The organism is Thalassospira sp. (assembly GCF_030690045.1).
In the GTDB taxonomy this organism is placed as follows: domain Bacteria; phylum Pseudomonadota; class Alphaproteobacteria; order Rhodospirillales; family Thalassospiraceae; genus Thalassospira.
In genome coordinates this window covers 166,451-182,763 of sequence record NZ_JAUYHK010000010.1, presented here as the reverse complement: position 1 = coordinate 182,763, position 16,313 = coordinate 166,451, and the positions used below count along the sequence as shown (strand labels likewise).

General features: G+C 59.1%; 10 protein-coding genes. 6 read left to right on the top strand and 4 right to left on the bottom strand.

All coding sequences use genetic code 11. The annotated features are described in order from the left end of the window. Positions 1-133 precede the first annotated feature (133 nt). The gene (locus tag Q8O73_RS05495; protein ID WP_305556147.1) at positions 134-3,787 is read right to left on the bottom strand and encodes an autotransporter domain-containing protein; all 3,654 of its coding nucleotides are present in this window, start codon (positions 3,785-3,787) and stop codon (positions 134-136) included. 203 nt (positions 3,788-3,990) lie between these two features. Next, positions 3,991-4,434, bottom strand: a complete 444-nt coding sequence (locus Q8O73_RS05490) for a c-type cytochrome (protein WP_305556144.1) — start codon at positions 4,432-4,434, stop codon at positions 3,991-3,993. A 188-nt stretch (positions 4,435-4,622) separates the two neighbouring features. On the opposite strand from Q8O73_RS05490, the gene Q8O73_RS05485 reads away from it, so the two are divergent. The 4 genes from Q8O73_RS05485 (at position 4,623) to Q8O73_RS05470 (ending at position 9,822) form a co-directional block, all read left to right on the top strand. Next, positions 4,623-5,135, top strand: a complete 513-nt coding sequence (locus Q8O73_RS05485) for a sigma-70 family RNA polymerase sigma factor (RefSeq protein WP_305556141.1) — start codon at positions 4,623-4,625, stop codon at positions 5,133-5,135. A gap of 150 nt (positions 5,136-5,285) precedes the next feature. After that, positions 5,286-6,290, top strand: a complete 1,005-nt coding sequence (locus Q8O73_RS05480) for a FecR family protein (RefSeq protein WP_305556138.1) — start codon at positions 5,286-5,288, stop codon at positions 6,288-6,290. Between the two features lie 147 nt (positions 6,291-6,437). Continuing rightward, complete coding sequence (locus Q8O73_RS05475) at positions 6,438-8,873, top strand: TonB-dependent siderophore receptor (RefSeq protein ID WP_305556135.1); 2,436 nt, start codon at positions 6,438-6,440, stop codon at positions 8,871-8,873. A gap of 148 nt (positions 8,874-9,021) precedes the next feature. Next, the gene (locus Q8O73_RS05470; RefSeq protein ID WP_305556132.1) at positions 9,022-9,822 is read left to right on the top strand and encodes an SDR family NAD(P)-dependent oxidoreductase; all 801 of its coding nucleotides are present in this window, start codon (positions 9,022-9,024) and stop codon (positions 9,820-9,822) included. Between the two features lie 20 nt (positions 9,823-9,842). Here Q8O73_RS05470 and Q8O73_RS05465 read toward each other — a convergent pair whose 3' ends face one another. Both Q8O73_RS05465 and Q8O73_RS05460 read right to left on the bottom strand, forming a co-directional pair. Further along, a complete protein-coding gene (locus Q8O73_RS05465) occupies positions 9,843-11,030 on the bottom strand; it encodes a hypothetical protein (RefSeq protein WP_305556128.1) in 1,188 nt (395 codons plus the stop codon). Positions 11,031-11,106: 76 nt separating this feature from the next. Further along, complete coding sequence (locus Q8O73_RS05460; protein ID WP_305556125.1) at positions 11,107-11,757, bottom strand: TetR/AcrR family transcriptional regulator C-terminal domain-containing protein; 651 nt, start codon at positions 11,755-11,757, stop codon at positions 11,107-11,109. A 128-nt stretch (positions 11,758-11,885) separates the two neighbouring features. Between Q8O73_RS05460 and Q8O73_RS05455 the strand changes: the two genes are divergently transcribed. Both Q8O73_RS05455 and Q8O73_RS05450 read left to right on the top strand, forming a co-directional pair. Beyond that, positions 11,886-13,067 (top strand): efflux RND transporter periplasmic adaptor subunit, encoded by a 1,182-nt coding sequence (locus Q8O73_RS05455; RefSeq protein WP_305556122.1) that lies wholly within the window; start codon positions 11,886-11,888, stop codon positions 13,065-13,067. A 12-nt stretch (positions 13,068-13,079) separates the two neighbouring features. Beyond that, complete coding sequence (locus Q8O73_RS05450; protein ID WP_305556119.1) at positions 13,080-16,226, top strand: efflux RND transporter permease subunit; 3,147 nt, start codon at positions 13,080-13,082, stop codon at positions 16,224-16,226. The last annotated feature ends 87 nt before the right edge of the window (positions 16,227-16,313 follow it).

The following is a 16,313-nucleotide window of genomic DNA, read 5'->3' as shown; positions in this document are numbered from 1 at the left end:
CGTGTTGCGATGAGATGCTTGTAACGCGCAAAATTAATTATCGCAATATTAAATCGTGTGCGATTTAATCAAATGGCAGTCACATGATTGTGAGGTTGCGGGAAGGGGCGGGGACAGTGGCAGGTGGCGCGCCCTAGAATTTCATGCGGAAACCGGCACCAAAGGCGTGTTCGCGGTTGTTTTCCGATATTGAGGGCTGGTAGTCGGCATATAGGCTCCATCCGTCATCATCAGCCAGCGCCATGCCGAGATTGCCGACCAGCGTATCGCGGTCGGTTTCGCTGCCTGCGACCGTGAAGGAGGATGTGCCGGTAAAGGCCAGTGTGGTGCTGTTGGCTGTCGGCCCAAGGTGATGGTCCCAGCCGAGCCGGAATTGCGGGATCAGGGTTTTGCCATTGCCGGTTTCATACAGGCCCGCCATCCGCAGGCCAAGGCTTGCGGTGCCGGTCAGGGTGCTGTCAGACGCGCGTGACAGATTGGCCGATCCGGCCCCGGTTTCGGTAAAGGCGTCATGATCGTTCCAGAGCACGCCCAGCCCGCCATAGGGCGCAACCCGCCAGTTATGGGCAACGTCAAATCCCCTGGCCAGTTCAAGATTGGCATTGAGCGCGTTGTCGGTGTAATCCGCCGTTGCCGTGCGATCAATGCCGCCAAAATCAAGGTTACGGCGGCTGTCATTTGCCGTTCGGGTCCATCCGGCCTGCCCGGAAAGCCGCAAGTCATTGCCAAGATCGTGCGTACCATAAAACCCGGCCATGAAATTGTGGCTATCGAGGGTGGCATCCCGGCCAGCCTGACGGTTTTTGGCGTCGGCATAACCGAAATAGCCCCCCAGAATGGTGGTGTCGGAAAGCTGTGTATCAAAGCCGCCAACCATGCCGGTCCATTGGTAATCGGTGGTGTCGGCATTGCCATCGCCGTCGATCCGGCCGGTTGCCCCGATGGCCTGAAGCCAGATGGCGGAGGCGGCCTGTGGCACATTTTCAGCCCCCAGCGACAGCATGTTTGCGTCACTGGCATATATTTCACTGTCACTTGCCATCGGGCCGGAACGGGCAAAGCCGGTAAGTGCTGCGGGGGACAGGGTGCTGGCGGCGACAAGGGACCCGCTGGTGGTGTCAATGCTGCGGTTGCGGTTCAGATCGGCAAGGCGCGCCCCGATCTGGCCGGTGGCCTGATGGGTGATGCGGTCATTCAGGGCGGCGGCATAGATATCGCCCGAGAGCTGTTGATAGGCGCGCTGTGCCCCGGCATTCGTCAGGCCGAGAATGGCGTTGCTGATGGTGGTGCCGTCCGTGTCCGAAAGGTTGCCGATCTGGCCTGCGACGGCTTTTTGATTAGGGGTTGTGGCAATGTCGGTAAAGCTGCTGGCGTTGCGTGTCAGTGTCAGGGAGACATCATTACCGGTGCCGCCGACGGTTGAACGGGCGGCGTCATAAAAGGCAAGCTGATTGTCAATCGTTGCGAAATCGCCGGTAATCGCATCAACGCCATCATTTTCGATGATCACGTAACTATAGGTGGTTTGACCGGAGAAATTGTTACCCGATACGCCTTTGACCCGCAGCGTCGAGCCGGTGATATCGACCGTGCCGGTCACGATGACCTTGTCGGAATTGCCGGCATCATCCACCTCGATCTCGAGGATGGAACCGGCATTGAGGACATAGGCACCATTGACGGTTTGTGTGCCGATGGAATTGCCCGGCGCATGAATGCCGCCAGAGGAAATCGTGGTGGCTGCGAGGGTTCCCGTGCCGCCAAGGGTGGCACCGTTCGCAACCGTGAGTGCCGAGGTAATCGACCCGTCAACCGAAAGGCGTCCTGCCGAGACGGTCGTGGTGCCGGAATAGGTGTTGGCCGCACTGAGTGTGACGGTGCCGGTCCCGGTTTTGGTCAGCGCGCCGGTCCCGGCCAGAACGGCACTGATCGTGCCCGACCGGGTATCGAAGGTGCCCGATGATGACAATGTGCCGTTTGACACGGTTGCACCATTGAGTGTGATGGTGCCGGTTCGGGTCTGTGTCGTCGTGCCGAGATCAAGTGTTCCGCCGGTCAGGTTAAGCACCCCGGCGGCATCCCCGAGTGTTCCCGATCCTGACAGGGATAATGTGCCCGCCGAAAGGTCTGTTGCGCCGGTATAGGTGTTGGCCGCACTTAATGTGACGGTGCCGGTTCCGGTTTTGGTCAGTGCGCCGGTCCCGGCCAGAACGGCACTGATCGTGCCTGACTGGGTCGCGAAAGTGCCCGATGATGACAATGTGCCATTTGACACGGTTGCGCCATTGAGTGTGATGGTGCCGGTTCGGGTCTGTGTCGTCGTGCCGAGATCAAGCGTTCCGCCGGTCAGGTTAAGTGCCCCGGCGGCATTTCCAAGTGTTCCCGATCCTGACAGGGATAATGTCCCGGCCGAAAGATTTGTTGCACCGGTATAGCTGTTGGCGGCACTGAGTGTCAGGGTGCCTGCGCCGTTTTTGGTTAGTGCCCAGCTTCCGGTGCCGCCCGATCCGGCCTGATCGGTGATGGTATTGGCAAGGGTTTGCGTGTTGCCGGTATCAGGATTGAAGGTCAGGGTGCCGCTGCCTTGCAGGAAAACACCATCGCCAAAGGCAGAGCCGCTCTGGGCCGTGCCCGCCGCACCGGTTCCGCCGGTTCCGCCAGTGACGGTGTTGTTATTGACGGTCAGGGTTCCGGCAATGGTCAGGGTTGCACCTTCCATGACAAAGATTGCGCCCCCGGCACCAAGGCCACCACCCCCGGCAGCCTGAGCGACGGTACCGCTCGAGACACCGTCGCCAGCCCCAAATCCGCCCTGACCGACATTGGCGGTGCTGCCAAGGCCGCCGCCACCACCCCCGCCACCAAAACCGCCATCGCCCCGGAATGCGCCACCCCCGCCGCCAAAACCGCCAGTGCCAGAATTGCTGCCGCCGCCACCAAAACCGCCATCGGGGTCGTCGGTTAACGAGCCATCGGTGCCGTTGACACCGCCGCCTGCGGGGAAGTTATCACCCGTGCCACCGCCGCCGCCATTATTGCCACCCGTGCCGCCACCGCCGCCGGAATTGACGCCATCCCCACCGGCACCTTCGCCCTGGGCGATCCCGTCGCCGCCATTTCCACCATTTGATCCACCGGTTGCCCCGCTGCCAAGGCCGCCGCCGCCGCCGGAAATGCCACCGGCAGCAACGCCGCCATCGCCCCCCATGCCGCCGCCGCCGCCAGTGATCCCCGCTGCGGTTTGTGCGCCGCCATCACCGCCGGTTGCGGCGTTGTTTTGCGCGACAAGATTGCTGATGGTGACGCTTGCGCCATCCTTGACGAACAGCGCACCGCCAAGCCCGGCGCCGCCGCCTGTGGCCTGGCCTGCGTCGCCGCCGGAAGCAACGGCGTTTTCAATGGTCAGGTCGTTGATTGCCACGGTGCCGGAATAAACGAACAGGCCGCGAAACGCGTTATTGCCACTGAGCGTATTGCCATTCCCGTTCAGCGTGATGTTGCTGTTCAGCGCGTTCAGATCGCCGCTGGTCAGCGTGATGGTGCCCAGACCGTTCTGGACATCGATGGTGTTGGTGCCGCCCGCAGCATTGGCATCAAAAATCGCCTGACGTAGCGAACCGGCACCGCTATCGGCGGTGTTGGTCACATTGAAAGTTGCGGCCTGTGCCGATCCTGCCGGTGCGGTGCATAACAGGATCAGGGGGACAAGGCCGTATCGGGCATGCGCAAAGATACCGCGCCAGCAGGAGAATTGACGTGCCCGCCGGGATGGTTGATGCAGGCCCATATGAAAGCACGCCTTCGGTCATGAGAAATGATGATTTCCCATTCCTTTGGGCGACTTTTGAGAAGGGCACAACCCGCTATCTGAGGCCGTGGACTTTATTCTGCGCAATGTGGATATCGGGTTGCGCAAAGTGGATGTTTGGCAGATTTTTTGAGATAAAAGGACCATCCGTCGGCAGGGGGCGGGGCCGCCACCCGACCGGATCAGTTCGCCGGTTTGGCATCGGCCTTTTGGGAAAGATCGCCGAGATAGGCCAGCAGATCGGCGATGGTTTCCGGGGCCAGGGAGAATTCGGGCATCATGGTGGCGTCATGGCCGACGGTGATGCCTTCGGCCAGGGCTTCCTGAAGGTTTTCAAGCGGCCATTTCTGACCGAAACTGGCCAAAGGCGGGGCGTTCTGGATGGCGGGATTGGGGGCCGGGTCCCCTGCAAATTCGGTATGGCAATTCAGGCAGGTGGTTTGGGCGATGGTCCGGCCCTGATCGATGCTGCCTTGCAGGTCGGGGGCATTTTCCGGGGAATCGGGCAGCGGGGGCACCGGGCTGTCGGATGTATCGGGGGGGCCGCCTGCGGTCGCAAGGCCGGGGGAAAGCACAAGCAGAGCCGTCAGCAAAAACGGAAACAGAAAGGCAGATGCGGGGCGCATGGCGGTCTCTTTGCAAGATGTTGTTTCGGTGCGGGTCGATCATTCCCTATGTGGTAGCGGATTTTGCCGGGTTCGGAAAGTGTCGGGGTGAGATCCAAAAGCTATTGATAATTAGTCTTAACTTCGATAGGTACATCATCGCGGCGTAAGAGTGCCCGTTTACGCCCGATCAAAAGGAAGATGTACCTTTGCCGGGAAGCCCGACCCCCCTTGCCCTGTTTGTGTCCCATCGTGCGGCGCTGGTGAATTATGCCTGCCGGATTACCGGCAATTGGGGGCAGGCCGAGGATCTGGTGCAGGAAGCGTGGTTGCGGTTTGATGCGGCGTCGGACGGGCGGTTGATCGAGGATGCCACCGGGTATTTATACCGCATCGTGCGCAATCTGGCCTTTGACAGCCGACGCACTATGGCCCGTGAAAGCCGCATGACCAGTTCGGCCGATTTTGACGAAATTGCCCGTATATCGCCCGATCCCGCCGCCGACCCGGAAACCGTCGCCCTTTATCGGGATGAATATGAAACCGCGATGGCGGCCCTGGCCGAATTGCCCGAACGCACGCAGATTGCCTGTGAAATGCACCGGTTTGGCGGGGCGAAATTGCGCGAAATTGCCGCGTTTCTGGGAATTTCGGTGCCGCTGGCGCACAAGTTGGTGGCGGAAGGGATTGATCATTGCAAGCAGCGTCTGGGCCGGTCATGACGGTTTTTGCGAAAATTTATAGAAAAAAGCCCGGTCGATGCGTTTAGTAAGAAGGGGCGTTTTAAACGCAAACCCGCATGGCGGGATATTGGGGATCATCGGGGCAGCGATACGGGCAATTGCCGGAACCGGTCAGGGATCATGACACGCATGAAAAGACATACCGACCCGATCCGGGACAAGGCATCAAAAGAGGCGACCGGCTGGTTGATCCTGTTGCAGGAAGACCCCGACGATATGGAGGTGGCGCAGCAGTTTCAGGACTGGTGCAATGCCAGCCCCGCCCATCTTGTCGCATGGGAGGAAACCCGTCATGCCGCCGGTCTGATGGCGCAGGGGGTGCCAAGGCATGCCGGGCGCTGGCAACCGTTTCTGAGTGCAAGCCGCGATGCGGTGGCCCATCCGGTCGCCAGCAATGACAACCGGCGGGGATGGCGGCGGGTGCTGGGCGGATTGGCGATTGCGGCATCCCTGCTGGTGGCGGTGATGGCCGGGCCGGGAATTGTCATTGATTTTCAGGCCGATTACAGCACGCAAACGGCGGAAACGCGGGCCATCGTTCTGGCCGATCAGAGCGTTGTCATGCTGGCCCCGCAAAGTGCCATCCGGGTGCGGTTTGAAGGGGGCGAACGCCAGATCGATCTGTTGCGCGGCGAAGCGTTTTTCGAGGTGACACCCGATGAAAGGCACCCGTTCCGGGTATCGTCAGACAGTATTGATGTTACGGTTCTGGGCACGGGGTTTGATGTCCGGCGCGGGGAAAACGGCACGGATGTGGCCGTGGAACATGGTCTGGTGCGGGTGGATATGGAGGACGGGGAGGCGCCCCTTGCCGATATGCTGACGGCGGGGCAACGCGCTCGCGTGTCATGGGCGGGCGATGTGGTGCGTGATGATGTGCCTGACGGGCAGATTGCGACATGGCGGCATCAGCAACTGATTGCGCAGGATCAGCCCCTGTCAACCGTGATTGACGGTCTGCGCCGGTATTATCCCGGTACTATCCTTATTACCGATGCGGCCCTTGCCCGGCGACCGGTGACGGGGGTTTATCATCTTGCCGATCCGCTGGCCGCCTTGCGCGGGATTGCGCGGGCGCAGAATGCCGTTATCCGGCAGGTGACGCCGTGGGTTATTCTGGTGTCGGCATCCTGAAAACCTGTTCAATCTCAATAATTTAAAAAAATCCGGAACTTTTTTTGAAAAAACAATCCCGACAGGCGTTTTGTGTCTTATGCGCGAATGAGAAGCGTTTTTATTCTCATTCGCATTGAGCAGATGACCTGAAACGGAGATGACAGAATGTCTACAGGGGAAAAAGCGGGGATGCGGGGGTGCCGCCTGAGGCTGGTTTTGACCGGGGCGCTGATGATGACGACGGCGCTTGTCCCGGTCGTGATCGCCACACCGGCATTGGCACAGCAGCAAGGGGTGACCGGTGGTGCGTCCGGCGTGCTGGATGGTCAGCATGATTTCGATATTGCGGCCCAGCCAATGACCCGTGCCCTTGCCCTGTTCGGGCAGCAATCGGGATTGCAGATTACCGTGGACGGGGCGCTGGTGCGCGATGTGACGGCACCGGAAATTCGCGGCAACATGACACCGGCGCAGGCGCTGGACCGGATGTTTGCCGGGACCGGGCTGTTTTATACCGTGGCCGATGATGCGACGATTGTGGTTGATCAGGTGGCGCAAGGGGCAGGCGATGCGGATGGCACCCTTGACCCGGTGCGGGTTGAAGGCCATGCCGGAAGCGATACGGCCTTTGGCCCCTATGGCCCGACAACCGAAAGCTTTGTCGCCGGGCGCAGCAAGACGGCCTCGAAAACCGATACGCCGATTCTGGATGATCCAGCCGCCGTTTCGGTGATTACGCAAAAGGAAATGGAAACCCGCAATGTGCAGGATGTGCAGCAGGCGGTGGCCTATACCGCAGGCGTGCAGGCGGGCGAATATGGATCGGATGTGCGCTATGATTATGTGCGTATCCGGGGATTTTATTCGTCGCTTTCGACCTATCGCGACGGGTTGTCGTCGCGCAACTATAATTTCACGACCGCGCGGCAGGAACCCTATGGGCTTCAGCAGGTTGATGTTTTGAAAGGATCGACATCGAGCCTGTTTGGCATGAATGGCCCGGGCGGTCTGGTCAATCTGGTGACCAAGCGCCCGCAGGACGAGGAAGGTGGCGAGGTTTTCACGACCATTGGGGAAAACCATGTACGGGGCGGCGGGGATGTGACCGGCCCGGTTGCGCAAGACAGCAACTGGACCTATCGCCTGACCGGGATGTGGCAGGATGCGGAACGCAGTCAGGATTATTCGCAGGATGACCGCCTTTATGTGGCACCGGCCTTTACCTACAAGCCGAAGGCGGGAACGGAACTGACGATCCTGACCAGCTATAGCAAGCGTGAAAGCAATCTGGGTTATGGTTTTCCGACCGGGATTGAAACCAGCCGTGATGCCTTTTTCGGCGAACCGGATTTCAACACATTCGATACCGAAGAAACCAATCTGGGATATGAATTTTCCCACCAGATTACCGACAAGCTGCAATTCCGGCAGAATGCGCGCTATACCCATGTCGATCTGGATTACGAGACAGTTTATCTGAACGATACCACACCGCTGGGCAATCGTTGGGCCTTTGCGATTTATGGCGAGCTGGACCGTTTTGCCATCGACAACCAGATGCAATATGACACGGCGATTAACAAAAACCTCGACAGCAAGACGCTGGTGGGGATCGACTTCAATCGGGATGTGAACCGAGAGAAACGATATGACGGGTCGGCATCGCCGATTGATCCTTACAACCCGTCCTATTGCGGTCTGTCCTGTGTGAACCTTAATTTTACCTCGGATACGGAAATCACCCAGGCGGCCTATGGGCTTTATGCGCAGGAACAATTGACGATTGCCGAAGACTGGATTGCGACCATTGGCGGGCGGTTTGATTATGTTCAAAGCGATACCGACACGCTGAGCAGCGGGGCAACCGAGGAACGCGATGATCATCAATTTACCTCGCGCCTTGGCCTGACTTACAAGGCGAGTGACGAAGTTTCGGTTTACGGGAATTATTCGGAATCGTTCCAGCCGGTTTATGGTAGCACCGCGTCCAGACCGGGCGGTACCAAGCCACAGGAAGGGACGCAATACGAGGTTGGTGTCAAATATCAGCCCGCCGGCATGGATGCGATGTTCACCGCTGCCCTGTTTGATCTGACGCAGGAAAATGTTTCGCAGTGGAACGCAAACACGGCCACCTATCAACAGATTGGTGAAATCAATTCGCGCGGGCTGGAGCTTGAGGGCAAGATGGCGCTTGATGCGCGGACCAATGTGACGCTGGCCTATACCTATCTTGAAGCCGAAATCAAAGACGATGTGGTGACGGCCAATATCGGTAATCGTCCGTCAAATGTCCCCGAACATGCCGCATCGGCATGGATCGATTATACCATCCCCGAAAGCGGGGAGCGGGGGGACCTGACCTTTGGCACCGGGCTGCGCTTTGTCGGGTCGCGCTATAACAATGATGCCAATGCCGATTTGCTGGGATCGCATACGGTGATGGATGCGATGGTGAATTACAAGGTGACGGACAATGTCGATCTGGCGGTCAATGCGACCAATCTGCTGGACCGGGAATATGTATCGTCCAATACATTCGGCAGCCGTTTTTATGGCGATGGCCGCACGGTTCTGGCGACGTTGAAATATAGCTGGTAGGTTTTTTCCGGCTTTACACGGCAAACGGCCGCGCCATTTGGGGCGGCCGTTTTGCTGTTGCGTGGCCCAGACCCGCCTTGCGCAGGCGGGTGGTCCTTTGCGGTGTGTGGAACCTCTGATAGAGTTATCCAAAACCCGGGAGGATAAAATGGATCGGCGTTTGTTGGGGAAGACGGCACTGGTGTTTGGCGGCGGGTCCTGTGCGCCCGGCTGGGGCAATGGCAAGGCGGCGTCGGTTTTGCTGGCCCGTGCCGGGGCGAAGGTGGCGGTGGTCGATATCCACAAGGCGGCGGCAGAAGAAACCGTTGCGCTGATCCTTGAAGAAGGCGGGAACGCCATTGCGCTTGGCGGCGATATCACCCGGCGCGATCAGATTGACCGGGCGGTTCTGACTTGTCGCGAGGCGCTTGGCGAGATTGATGTTTTGCTGAACAATGTCGGGGTGGTGACGGGTGGCGGGCTGGAAGATTTGACCGCTGAACGCTGGCAGGCGGCGTTTGATGTCAATGTCACCGGGTTTTTCCACACCTGTCAGGCGGTAATGCCCGCCATGCGCAAGCGCAAATCCGGGGCGGTGGTCAATATCGGTTCCATCGGCGGGGCGCGCCAGATCGGCATTGATTATCCGGCCTATGCGGCGGCAAAGGCGGCACTGGTGCAACTGACCCGGTCGTTGGCGGTGGAATATGCGCCGCACGGGGTGCGGGTCAATGCGGTGATCCCGGGATTGATCGATACGCCGCTGGTGACGGCGTCGCTGGCGCGGCTGTATGACGGGGTGGAAATCAGCCGCATCATCGCCAAACGTCATGCCCAGGTGCCGATGGGCCATATGGGCGATGCGTGGGATGTGGCGGAGGCCGTGGTGTTTCTGGCCTCCGACGCGGCAAAATATATTACCGGGGCGGATATTCCGGTTGATGGCGGGCTGTCCTGTACGACGCGATAGGCGCGTGTTGTGCGGCTGTCTCAGCCGCCCGTTGCCCGGTCCATGACGGTGACGCCATTGATGATCAGGCGGCCATCGGGCAGCAATTCGATGTTATAGGCGGTGGTTTCCTGGGGGCCGGGGAGACCGGCGGCAAGGCCTTCGACCGCAAAGGGCACCAGCGCACCGAGCAGGGTCGGGCTGGCCGGGGTGCCGATCAGGAATTCCAGACGATCACGGCCGACCAGATTGACATCAAGATCGCCCTGAAAGCCATAACGGGCATTGTCGCGGGCCAGAAGTTGCCCGTCGCCGCGGGCTTCGAGGCCGCGGCCCTCGACATAGATTTCGTCAATCAGGATCGGCTGGCCGCTGGCCGCGGCCTTGCGCCACAGGGCATTGCCGATATCGCGTCGGGTCTGGCGCGGCGATTTGCCGGTCATCATATCGTTGATGCCCTGTTGCAGGATCGGGCGGGCCTCAGTCCATGGCACACCGGCACTGTGGGTTTGCAGGCGCACGGTGCGCGGCTGGATCAGATTGGGCAGCCATAATCCGTCATGGGCGTAATCAAGGCGGGTTTCGCCGTCCGGGCCGGGATAAAGATCAAAGCTGGCCGATTGCACGGCACCCATTTTTTCGCGGTTGGCTCCGGTCCATTCGGACGCCCCCCATGAAATGGTAGCGCGGGTTTCATCCAGCAATACTTTCAGATTGTTCATCAACCAGTGTTTGCGCGACACCGGTTCGTCGCCGACCAGCATGGCCGCCGCCGCATTAAAGGATTTGGGCGTGGCGGTGACATGGTTCCATGCCAGTGTCCCCCGTGCATCGCGCAGGGTTATCTCGCGGGCATCGGTGGTTTTTTCTGCCAGCATTTGGGCGGTTTCGGGCAGGGTCACATCAATATCGACAATATCGGGATTGCCGGTATCGCGCAGGGTGACGGCGACATCGGACATCACCAGTTCGCGGGCCGTGCGGTATCCGGTCAGATCAAGCCGGACATCATCATAATGCAGCGTCACCGCGCCGTTTTCCGTCTGGATGTCGCGTTCGGTCGCATCAATGCCATGCTGCATCAGGATGGCATCGACAATCTGGCGGGCCTTGGCCGGTTCAAGGGCATGGGCCCGGTCGCCCGGAAAGATCACCAGCGACAAGCCGCACAAGGCGGCCATCGGCAAAAGGCGGGAAACAGGCCAAAACGGTTGCGCAAAACGGCTCATGGAAGCGATCCCTGAAAAAAATGATCTGACAGAAATCTATCATGCGCGTCAATTCTGGTGAAGTCAGGGCAGATTTTCAGGAATTTCTGGCGACACCACCCAGGAAAATATCCACGGCACGGGTGGCGCGTTTTGCGATTTCGGCGTCTGAAACCGGCGGGGATGGCGGTTTTTTCAACATGCGATGCAACCATTGTCCCTGAACCATCGAGACCAGTATTTCCGCCGCGTGCGTCGGGTCATCAATCATGATTGCGCCGGTTTTGGCCTGCCGTTCCAGATAGCTTGCCAGACGCGATGTTGTGCAATCGGGGCCGCTGGACAGGAAAGTATCTGTAATGCCGGGAAAATGATGACCTTCGGACAACAGAATTTGGGTGATACGGATCGCATCCTCGGATAGTATTTTGCGGGCCAGTTTGATTGCAAAGTCGGTCAGGGCGTCACGCGGGGGTAAATCGGTTTCGAGTGCGATCAGCAGTTCGACCGAAAATTCGTGGCACCGTTCGGCAAGAACCGCAGCAATCAGGCCATCTTTTCCGCCAAAGGCCTCGTACAATGTCGTGCGCGAGCCACCAGAACGGGAAATGACTTCGTTGAGAGTGACGCCGGAAAAACCCGATTCCATCAGAATATCCCAGGCGCAATCCATCATGGCGCGCTTGCGCGCCGCACCACGCGACGGATGTTTTTCTTCGGTATCAGGGGTTTCGGACGTTTCTGTCATGATTAAAAAGCCTTTTTTGCCTCTTGATTTCGCAACGCATCATCTGTACTGTACCGTACAGTATTGAAAATTACAATGGCAAGGTTGCTTTCATCGCCTTGTTGTCGGGACCCAGAAGGATCATGATTTTGTCCATTCGTTCATATGCCAAATTTGTTGGACTGGCGGCTTTCGCGCTGCTGTTGGCGGGCTGCGGTCAGGAAGATACCGCACAGGGAGGGGGCGAACAGCAACAGCCCCCGGCAACGCAGGTTGGTTTTGTGACCCTGAAGGCGCAGACGGTTGGTCTGAGCGGTGAAATGCCGGGTCGGACCGTGGCGTTTCGCATGGCAGATATCCGCCCGCAGGTGGACGGGATCGTCAAGGAACGCAGCTTTACCGAAGGCACGCTGGTTGAGGCCGGGCAGCAGCTTTATCTGATCAATCAGGATGTGTATCTGGCCGAAGTGGACGCCGCCGAGGCCGAACTGGCCCGCCAGCGCGCCAGCCTTGACCGGGCGGCCAAAAACCGCGTGCGGTATGAACAACTGGTAAAAACCCAGGCCGCCAGCACCCAGTCCTATGACGATGCGGTGGCCGACGAGGCCGAAGGCAAGGCATTGGTTGCGGCCGCACGGGCCAGTCTCGACAAGGCACGGATCAATCTGGAATATACCAGTGTTGTCGCCCCGATTTCGGGCCGGATCGGCAGTTCTCGGATTACCGAAGGTGCCCTGGTTACCGCCAGTCAGGCCGATGCCCTTGCAACCATCACCCAGTTGGACCCGATTTATGTCGATGTGACGCAGGCGGGCGGCAAATTGTTGCAAATCCGCGATGCGATTGCGACGGGGCGGATCAAGGGATTTGACGATGGTGAAATCGATGTGCGTCTGACCATTGATTCAACCGGTGGCGAATATGGTCATGTCGGCAAATTGCAGTTTTCCGAAGTGACGGTGAATGAAACCACCGGCACCGTGCGCCTGCGCGCCGTATTCCCCAATCCGGACGGCACCTTGTTGCCGGGCATGTTTGTGCGGGCATCGGTTGATCAGGGGCGTGTTGAAAATGCGTTTCTGGTGCCGCAGCGTTCTGTGATGCGGCGTCCTGACGGGTCGGCCTATGTCTATGCCATTGCCGATGACAATACGATTGTGTCCAAGGATGTGACGATTGAACAATCCCAGAAAGATGCCTGGGTGGTCAGCGCCGGTCTTGAGGATGGCGACCGTATTGCGGTGGACGGTGTTTTGATGATCGGGCCGGGTGCCCCTGTGACCCCGGTTTCGATGGATGATGCAAATGCCCAGCAGGCAGCGGCCCAGTAAGGATTTTATCTGATGGCAAGATTTTTTATCGACAGGCCGGTCTTTGCCTGGGTGATCGCCCTGGTGATCATGCTGGCGGGCGGTTTGTCCATTATGCAGTTGCCGGTGGAGCAATATCCTTCCATCGCGCCGCCGACCGTGGAAATCAGCGCGACCTATCCGGGGGCATCGGCCCAGACGGTGGAAAACACCGTGACCCAGATCATCGAACAGCAGATGAGCGGGCTGGATCATCTGCGTTATATGTCGGCGACCAGTGACGGGGCGGGCAGCGCCAGCATTACCCTGACATTCGAGGCCGAAGCCGACCCCGATATCGCCCAGGTTCAGGTGCAAAACAAGTTGCAAGGCGCGATGGCATCCCTGCCGCAGGAAGTGCAGGAACAGGGTGTTACGGTCACCAAATCCAGTGGCAGCTTTTTGATGGTTATCGGTTTTGTTTCCGCCGATGGCAGCATGAGCGGCAACGATCTTTCGGATTTTGTTACCAACACGGTCAAGGACCCGTTATCGCGGGTCAACGGTGTGGGCGATGTCACGGTGTTCGGGGCGCAACACGCTATGCGCATCTGGCTGGACCCGCACCGCATGCTGAGTTATGGCCTGTCGGTGACGGATGTCAGCAGTGCGATTTCCGCCCAGAATACCGAAATCACGCTGGGCCAGATCGGCGGCACGCCGGCGGTGGCCGGACAGCAGATCAACGCCACCATTACGGCGCAAAGCCGCCTTGAAACCCCCGAAGAATTCGCCAACATTCTGGTGCGGGTCAATACGGACGGGTCGCAGGTGCGGCTGGGCGATGTGGCGCGGATCGAAGTCGGTGCCGAAAGCTATAACATGGTTGCCCGTTATAACGGCAAGACCGCCAGTGGTATCGGCGTCAATCTGGCGACCGGGGCCAATGCGCTTGATACCGCCGAGGCGATCAAAAGCCGGGTTGCCGAATTGTCGGAATTCTTCCCCGATGGCGTTGAAGTCGTCTATCCCTATGACACGACGCCATTTGTGCAAATCTCGATCGAGGAAGTGGTCAAAACCCTGTTTGAAGCAGTGGTTCTGGTTTTCCTTGTGATGTTCCTGTTCTTGCAGAATTTCCGCGCCACCCTGATCCCGACGATTGCGGTGCCGGTGGTGTTGCTGGGAACTTTCGGGGTTTTGGCGGCATTTGGCTATTCGATCAATACCCTGACGATGTTTGGCATGGTGCTGGCAATCGGCCTTTTGGTCGATGACGCCATCGTCGTTGTTGAAAACGTTGAACGTGTGATGCATGAAGACGGGCTGGGCCCGCGTGAGGCAACCCGCAAATCGATGGGCCAGATCACCGGTGCGCTTGTTGGTATTGCGCTGGTTCTGTCGGCGGTGTTTGTGCCGATGGCGTTTTTTGCCGGATCGACCGGGGCGATTTACCGCCAGTTTTCGATCACCATTGTTTCGGCGATGGTATTGTCGGTGATTGTCGCGATTGTCCTGACCCCGGCATTGTGCGCCACCCTGCTTAAACCCGGCCATACCGATCCGAATGAAAAACGCGGTTTTTTTGGCTGGTTCAACCGGGGATTTGATAAAACCAACCGGTTCTATCAGGGCAGTGTCGGCCATGTTGTGCATCGCAAATGGCGCTATCTGGTGGTGTATGGGGCGCTGGTCGGTGTTCTGGTGCTGCTGTTTACCAGATTGCCCAGTTCGTTCCTGCCTGATGAAGATCAGGGGATCATGTTTTCGATGGTTCAGCTTCCGGCGGGGGCCTCGCAGGAACGTACCGTCGAGGTTTTGAAAAAAATCGAAACCCATTTCATGGAAGGCGAAAAGGACAATGTGCGCGGTCTGTTTACCGTGGCGGGCTTCAGCTTTGCCGGCAGCGGCCAGAATGCCGGGATTGCCTTTGTCAATCTGGCCGACTGGTCTGACCGGACCGAGCCGCAACAATCGGTGAATGCGATCATCGGGCGGGCCTATGGGGCCTTTGCCCAGATCCGCGAGGCGATGGTTTTTGCCTTTGCCCCGCCTGCGATTATCGAACTGGGTACGGCGACCGGCTTTGACATGCAGCTTGTCGATCGGGGTGGCATCGGGCACACCGCCCTGATGGCGGCACGCAACCAGTTGCTGGGCATGGCCGGGCAAAACCCGGCGGTGGTCGGGGTGCGGCCCAATGGCATGGCCGACACGCCGCAATTCCGCATCGATATCGATCAGGAAAAGGCCAGTGCGCTGGGCCTTGCGATTGGCGATATCAACCAGACGCTGGCCACGGCCTGGGGGTCGTCCTATATCAACGACTATACCGAAAAGGGCCGGGTCAAAAAGGTGTATGTGCAGGCCGATGCGCCGTCGCGCATGATGCCCGAAGACCTTGATAAATGGTATGTCCGCAACAATCTGGGCGAAATGGTGCCGGTATCGGCCTTTGCGACCAGCGACTGGACCTTTGGGTCGCCGCGTCTGGAACGGTTTACCGGCCTGTCATCCCTGAATATTCAGGGGCAGGCGGCGCCGGGTATCAGTTCCGGCGAGGCAATGGCCGCCATGGAACAGATGGTGGCGCAATTGCCGCCGGGGATCGGACTGGAATGGACCGGGCTTTCCTATGAGGAACGCGAAGCCGGGGCGCAGGCCCCCGCCCTTTATGCCTTGTCGATGATTGTGGTGTTCCTGTGTCTGGCGGCCTTGTATGAAAGCTGGTCGATCCCGTTCTCGGTGATGATGGTGGTGCCGCTGGGCGTTTTGGGTGCGGTTGCGGCGGCCTTGCTGCGCGGATTGCCCGATGACGTGTATTTTCAGGTGGCCTTGCTGACGACCATCGGGCTGTCAGCGAAAAACGCCATCCTGATTGTCGAGTTCGCCCGCGATTTGTATGACGAGGGGATGACGTTGCTGGACGCCACCGTGGAAGCCGCACGGCAGCGCTTGCGCCCGATCATCATGACCTCGATGGCCTTTACCCTTGGTGTTTTGCCGCTGGCGATCAGCACCGGGGCCGGGGCCGGGGCGCGGGTCGCGGTTGGGACCGGGGTGATGGGCGGCATGATTGCCGCAACGGTTCTTGCCATCTTCTTTGTGCCACTGTTCTTTATCGTGATTGTCGGGGCGTTTTCGCGCAAACGTCAGGCCGCAGGCGAGGTGGAAGCCCCGCAGCAGCACCCGGCAGAATAAACAACAAGGCCGGTCCGGATAAACCCGGACCGGCCTTGCGGTCGCGCTCGCGACGGTATGCAGAATAAATCTGCAAGTCCCCCGACC

What these genes read in the sequence shown, in the direction of transcription:
- Q8O73_RS05480 (WP_305556138.1), top strand. Translation starts at nt 5,286, where the DNA reads ATGAAAAGACATACCGACCCGATCCGGGACAAGGCATCAAAAGAGGCG.
- Q8O73_RS05465 (WP_305556128.1), bottom strand. Translation starts at nt 11,030, where the DNA reads ATGAGCCGTTTTGCGCAACCGTTTTGGCCTGTTTCCCGCCTTTTGCCG.
- Q8O73_RS05450 (WP_305556119.1), top strand. Translation starts at nt 13,080, where the DNA reads ATGGCAAGATTTTTTATCGACAGGCCGGTCTTTGCCTGGGTGATCGCC.
- Q8O73_RS05490 (WP_305556144.1), bottom strand. Translation starts at nt 4,434, where the DNA reads ATGCGCCCCGCATCTGCCTTTCTGTTTCCGTTTTTGCTGACGGCTCTG.
- Q8O73_RS05495 (WP_305556147.1), bottom strand. Translation starts at nt 3,787, where the DNA reads ATGGGCCTGCATCAACCATCCCGGCGGGCACGTCAATTCTCCTGCTGG.
- Q8O73_RS05470 (WP_305556132.1), top strand. Translation starts at nt 9,022, where the DNA reads ATGGATCGGCGTTTGTTGGGGAAGACGGCACTGGTGTTTGGCGGCGGG.
- Q8O73_RS05460 (WP_305556125.1), bottom strand. Translation starts at nt 11,757, where the DNA reads ATGACAGAAACGTCCGAAACCCCTGATACCGAAGAAAAACATCCGTCG.
- Q8O73_RS05475 (WP_305556135.1), top strand. Translation starts at nt 6,438, where the DNA reads ATGTCTACAGGGGAAAAAGCGGGGATGCGGGGGTGCCGCCTGAGGCTG.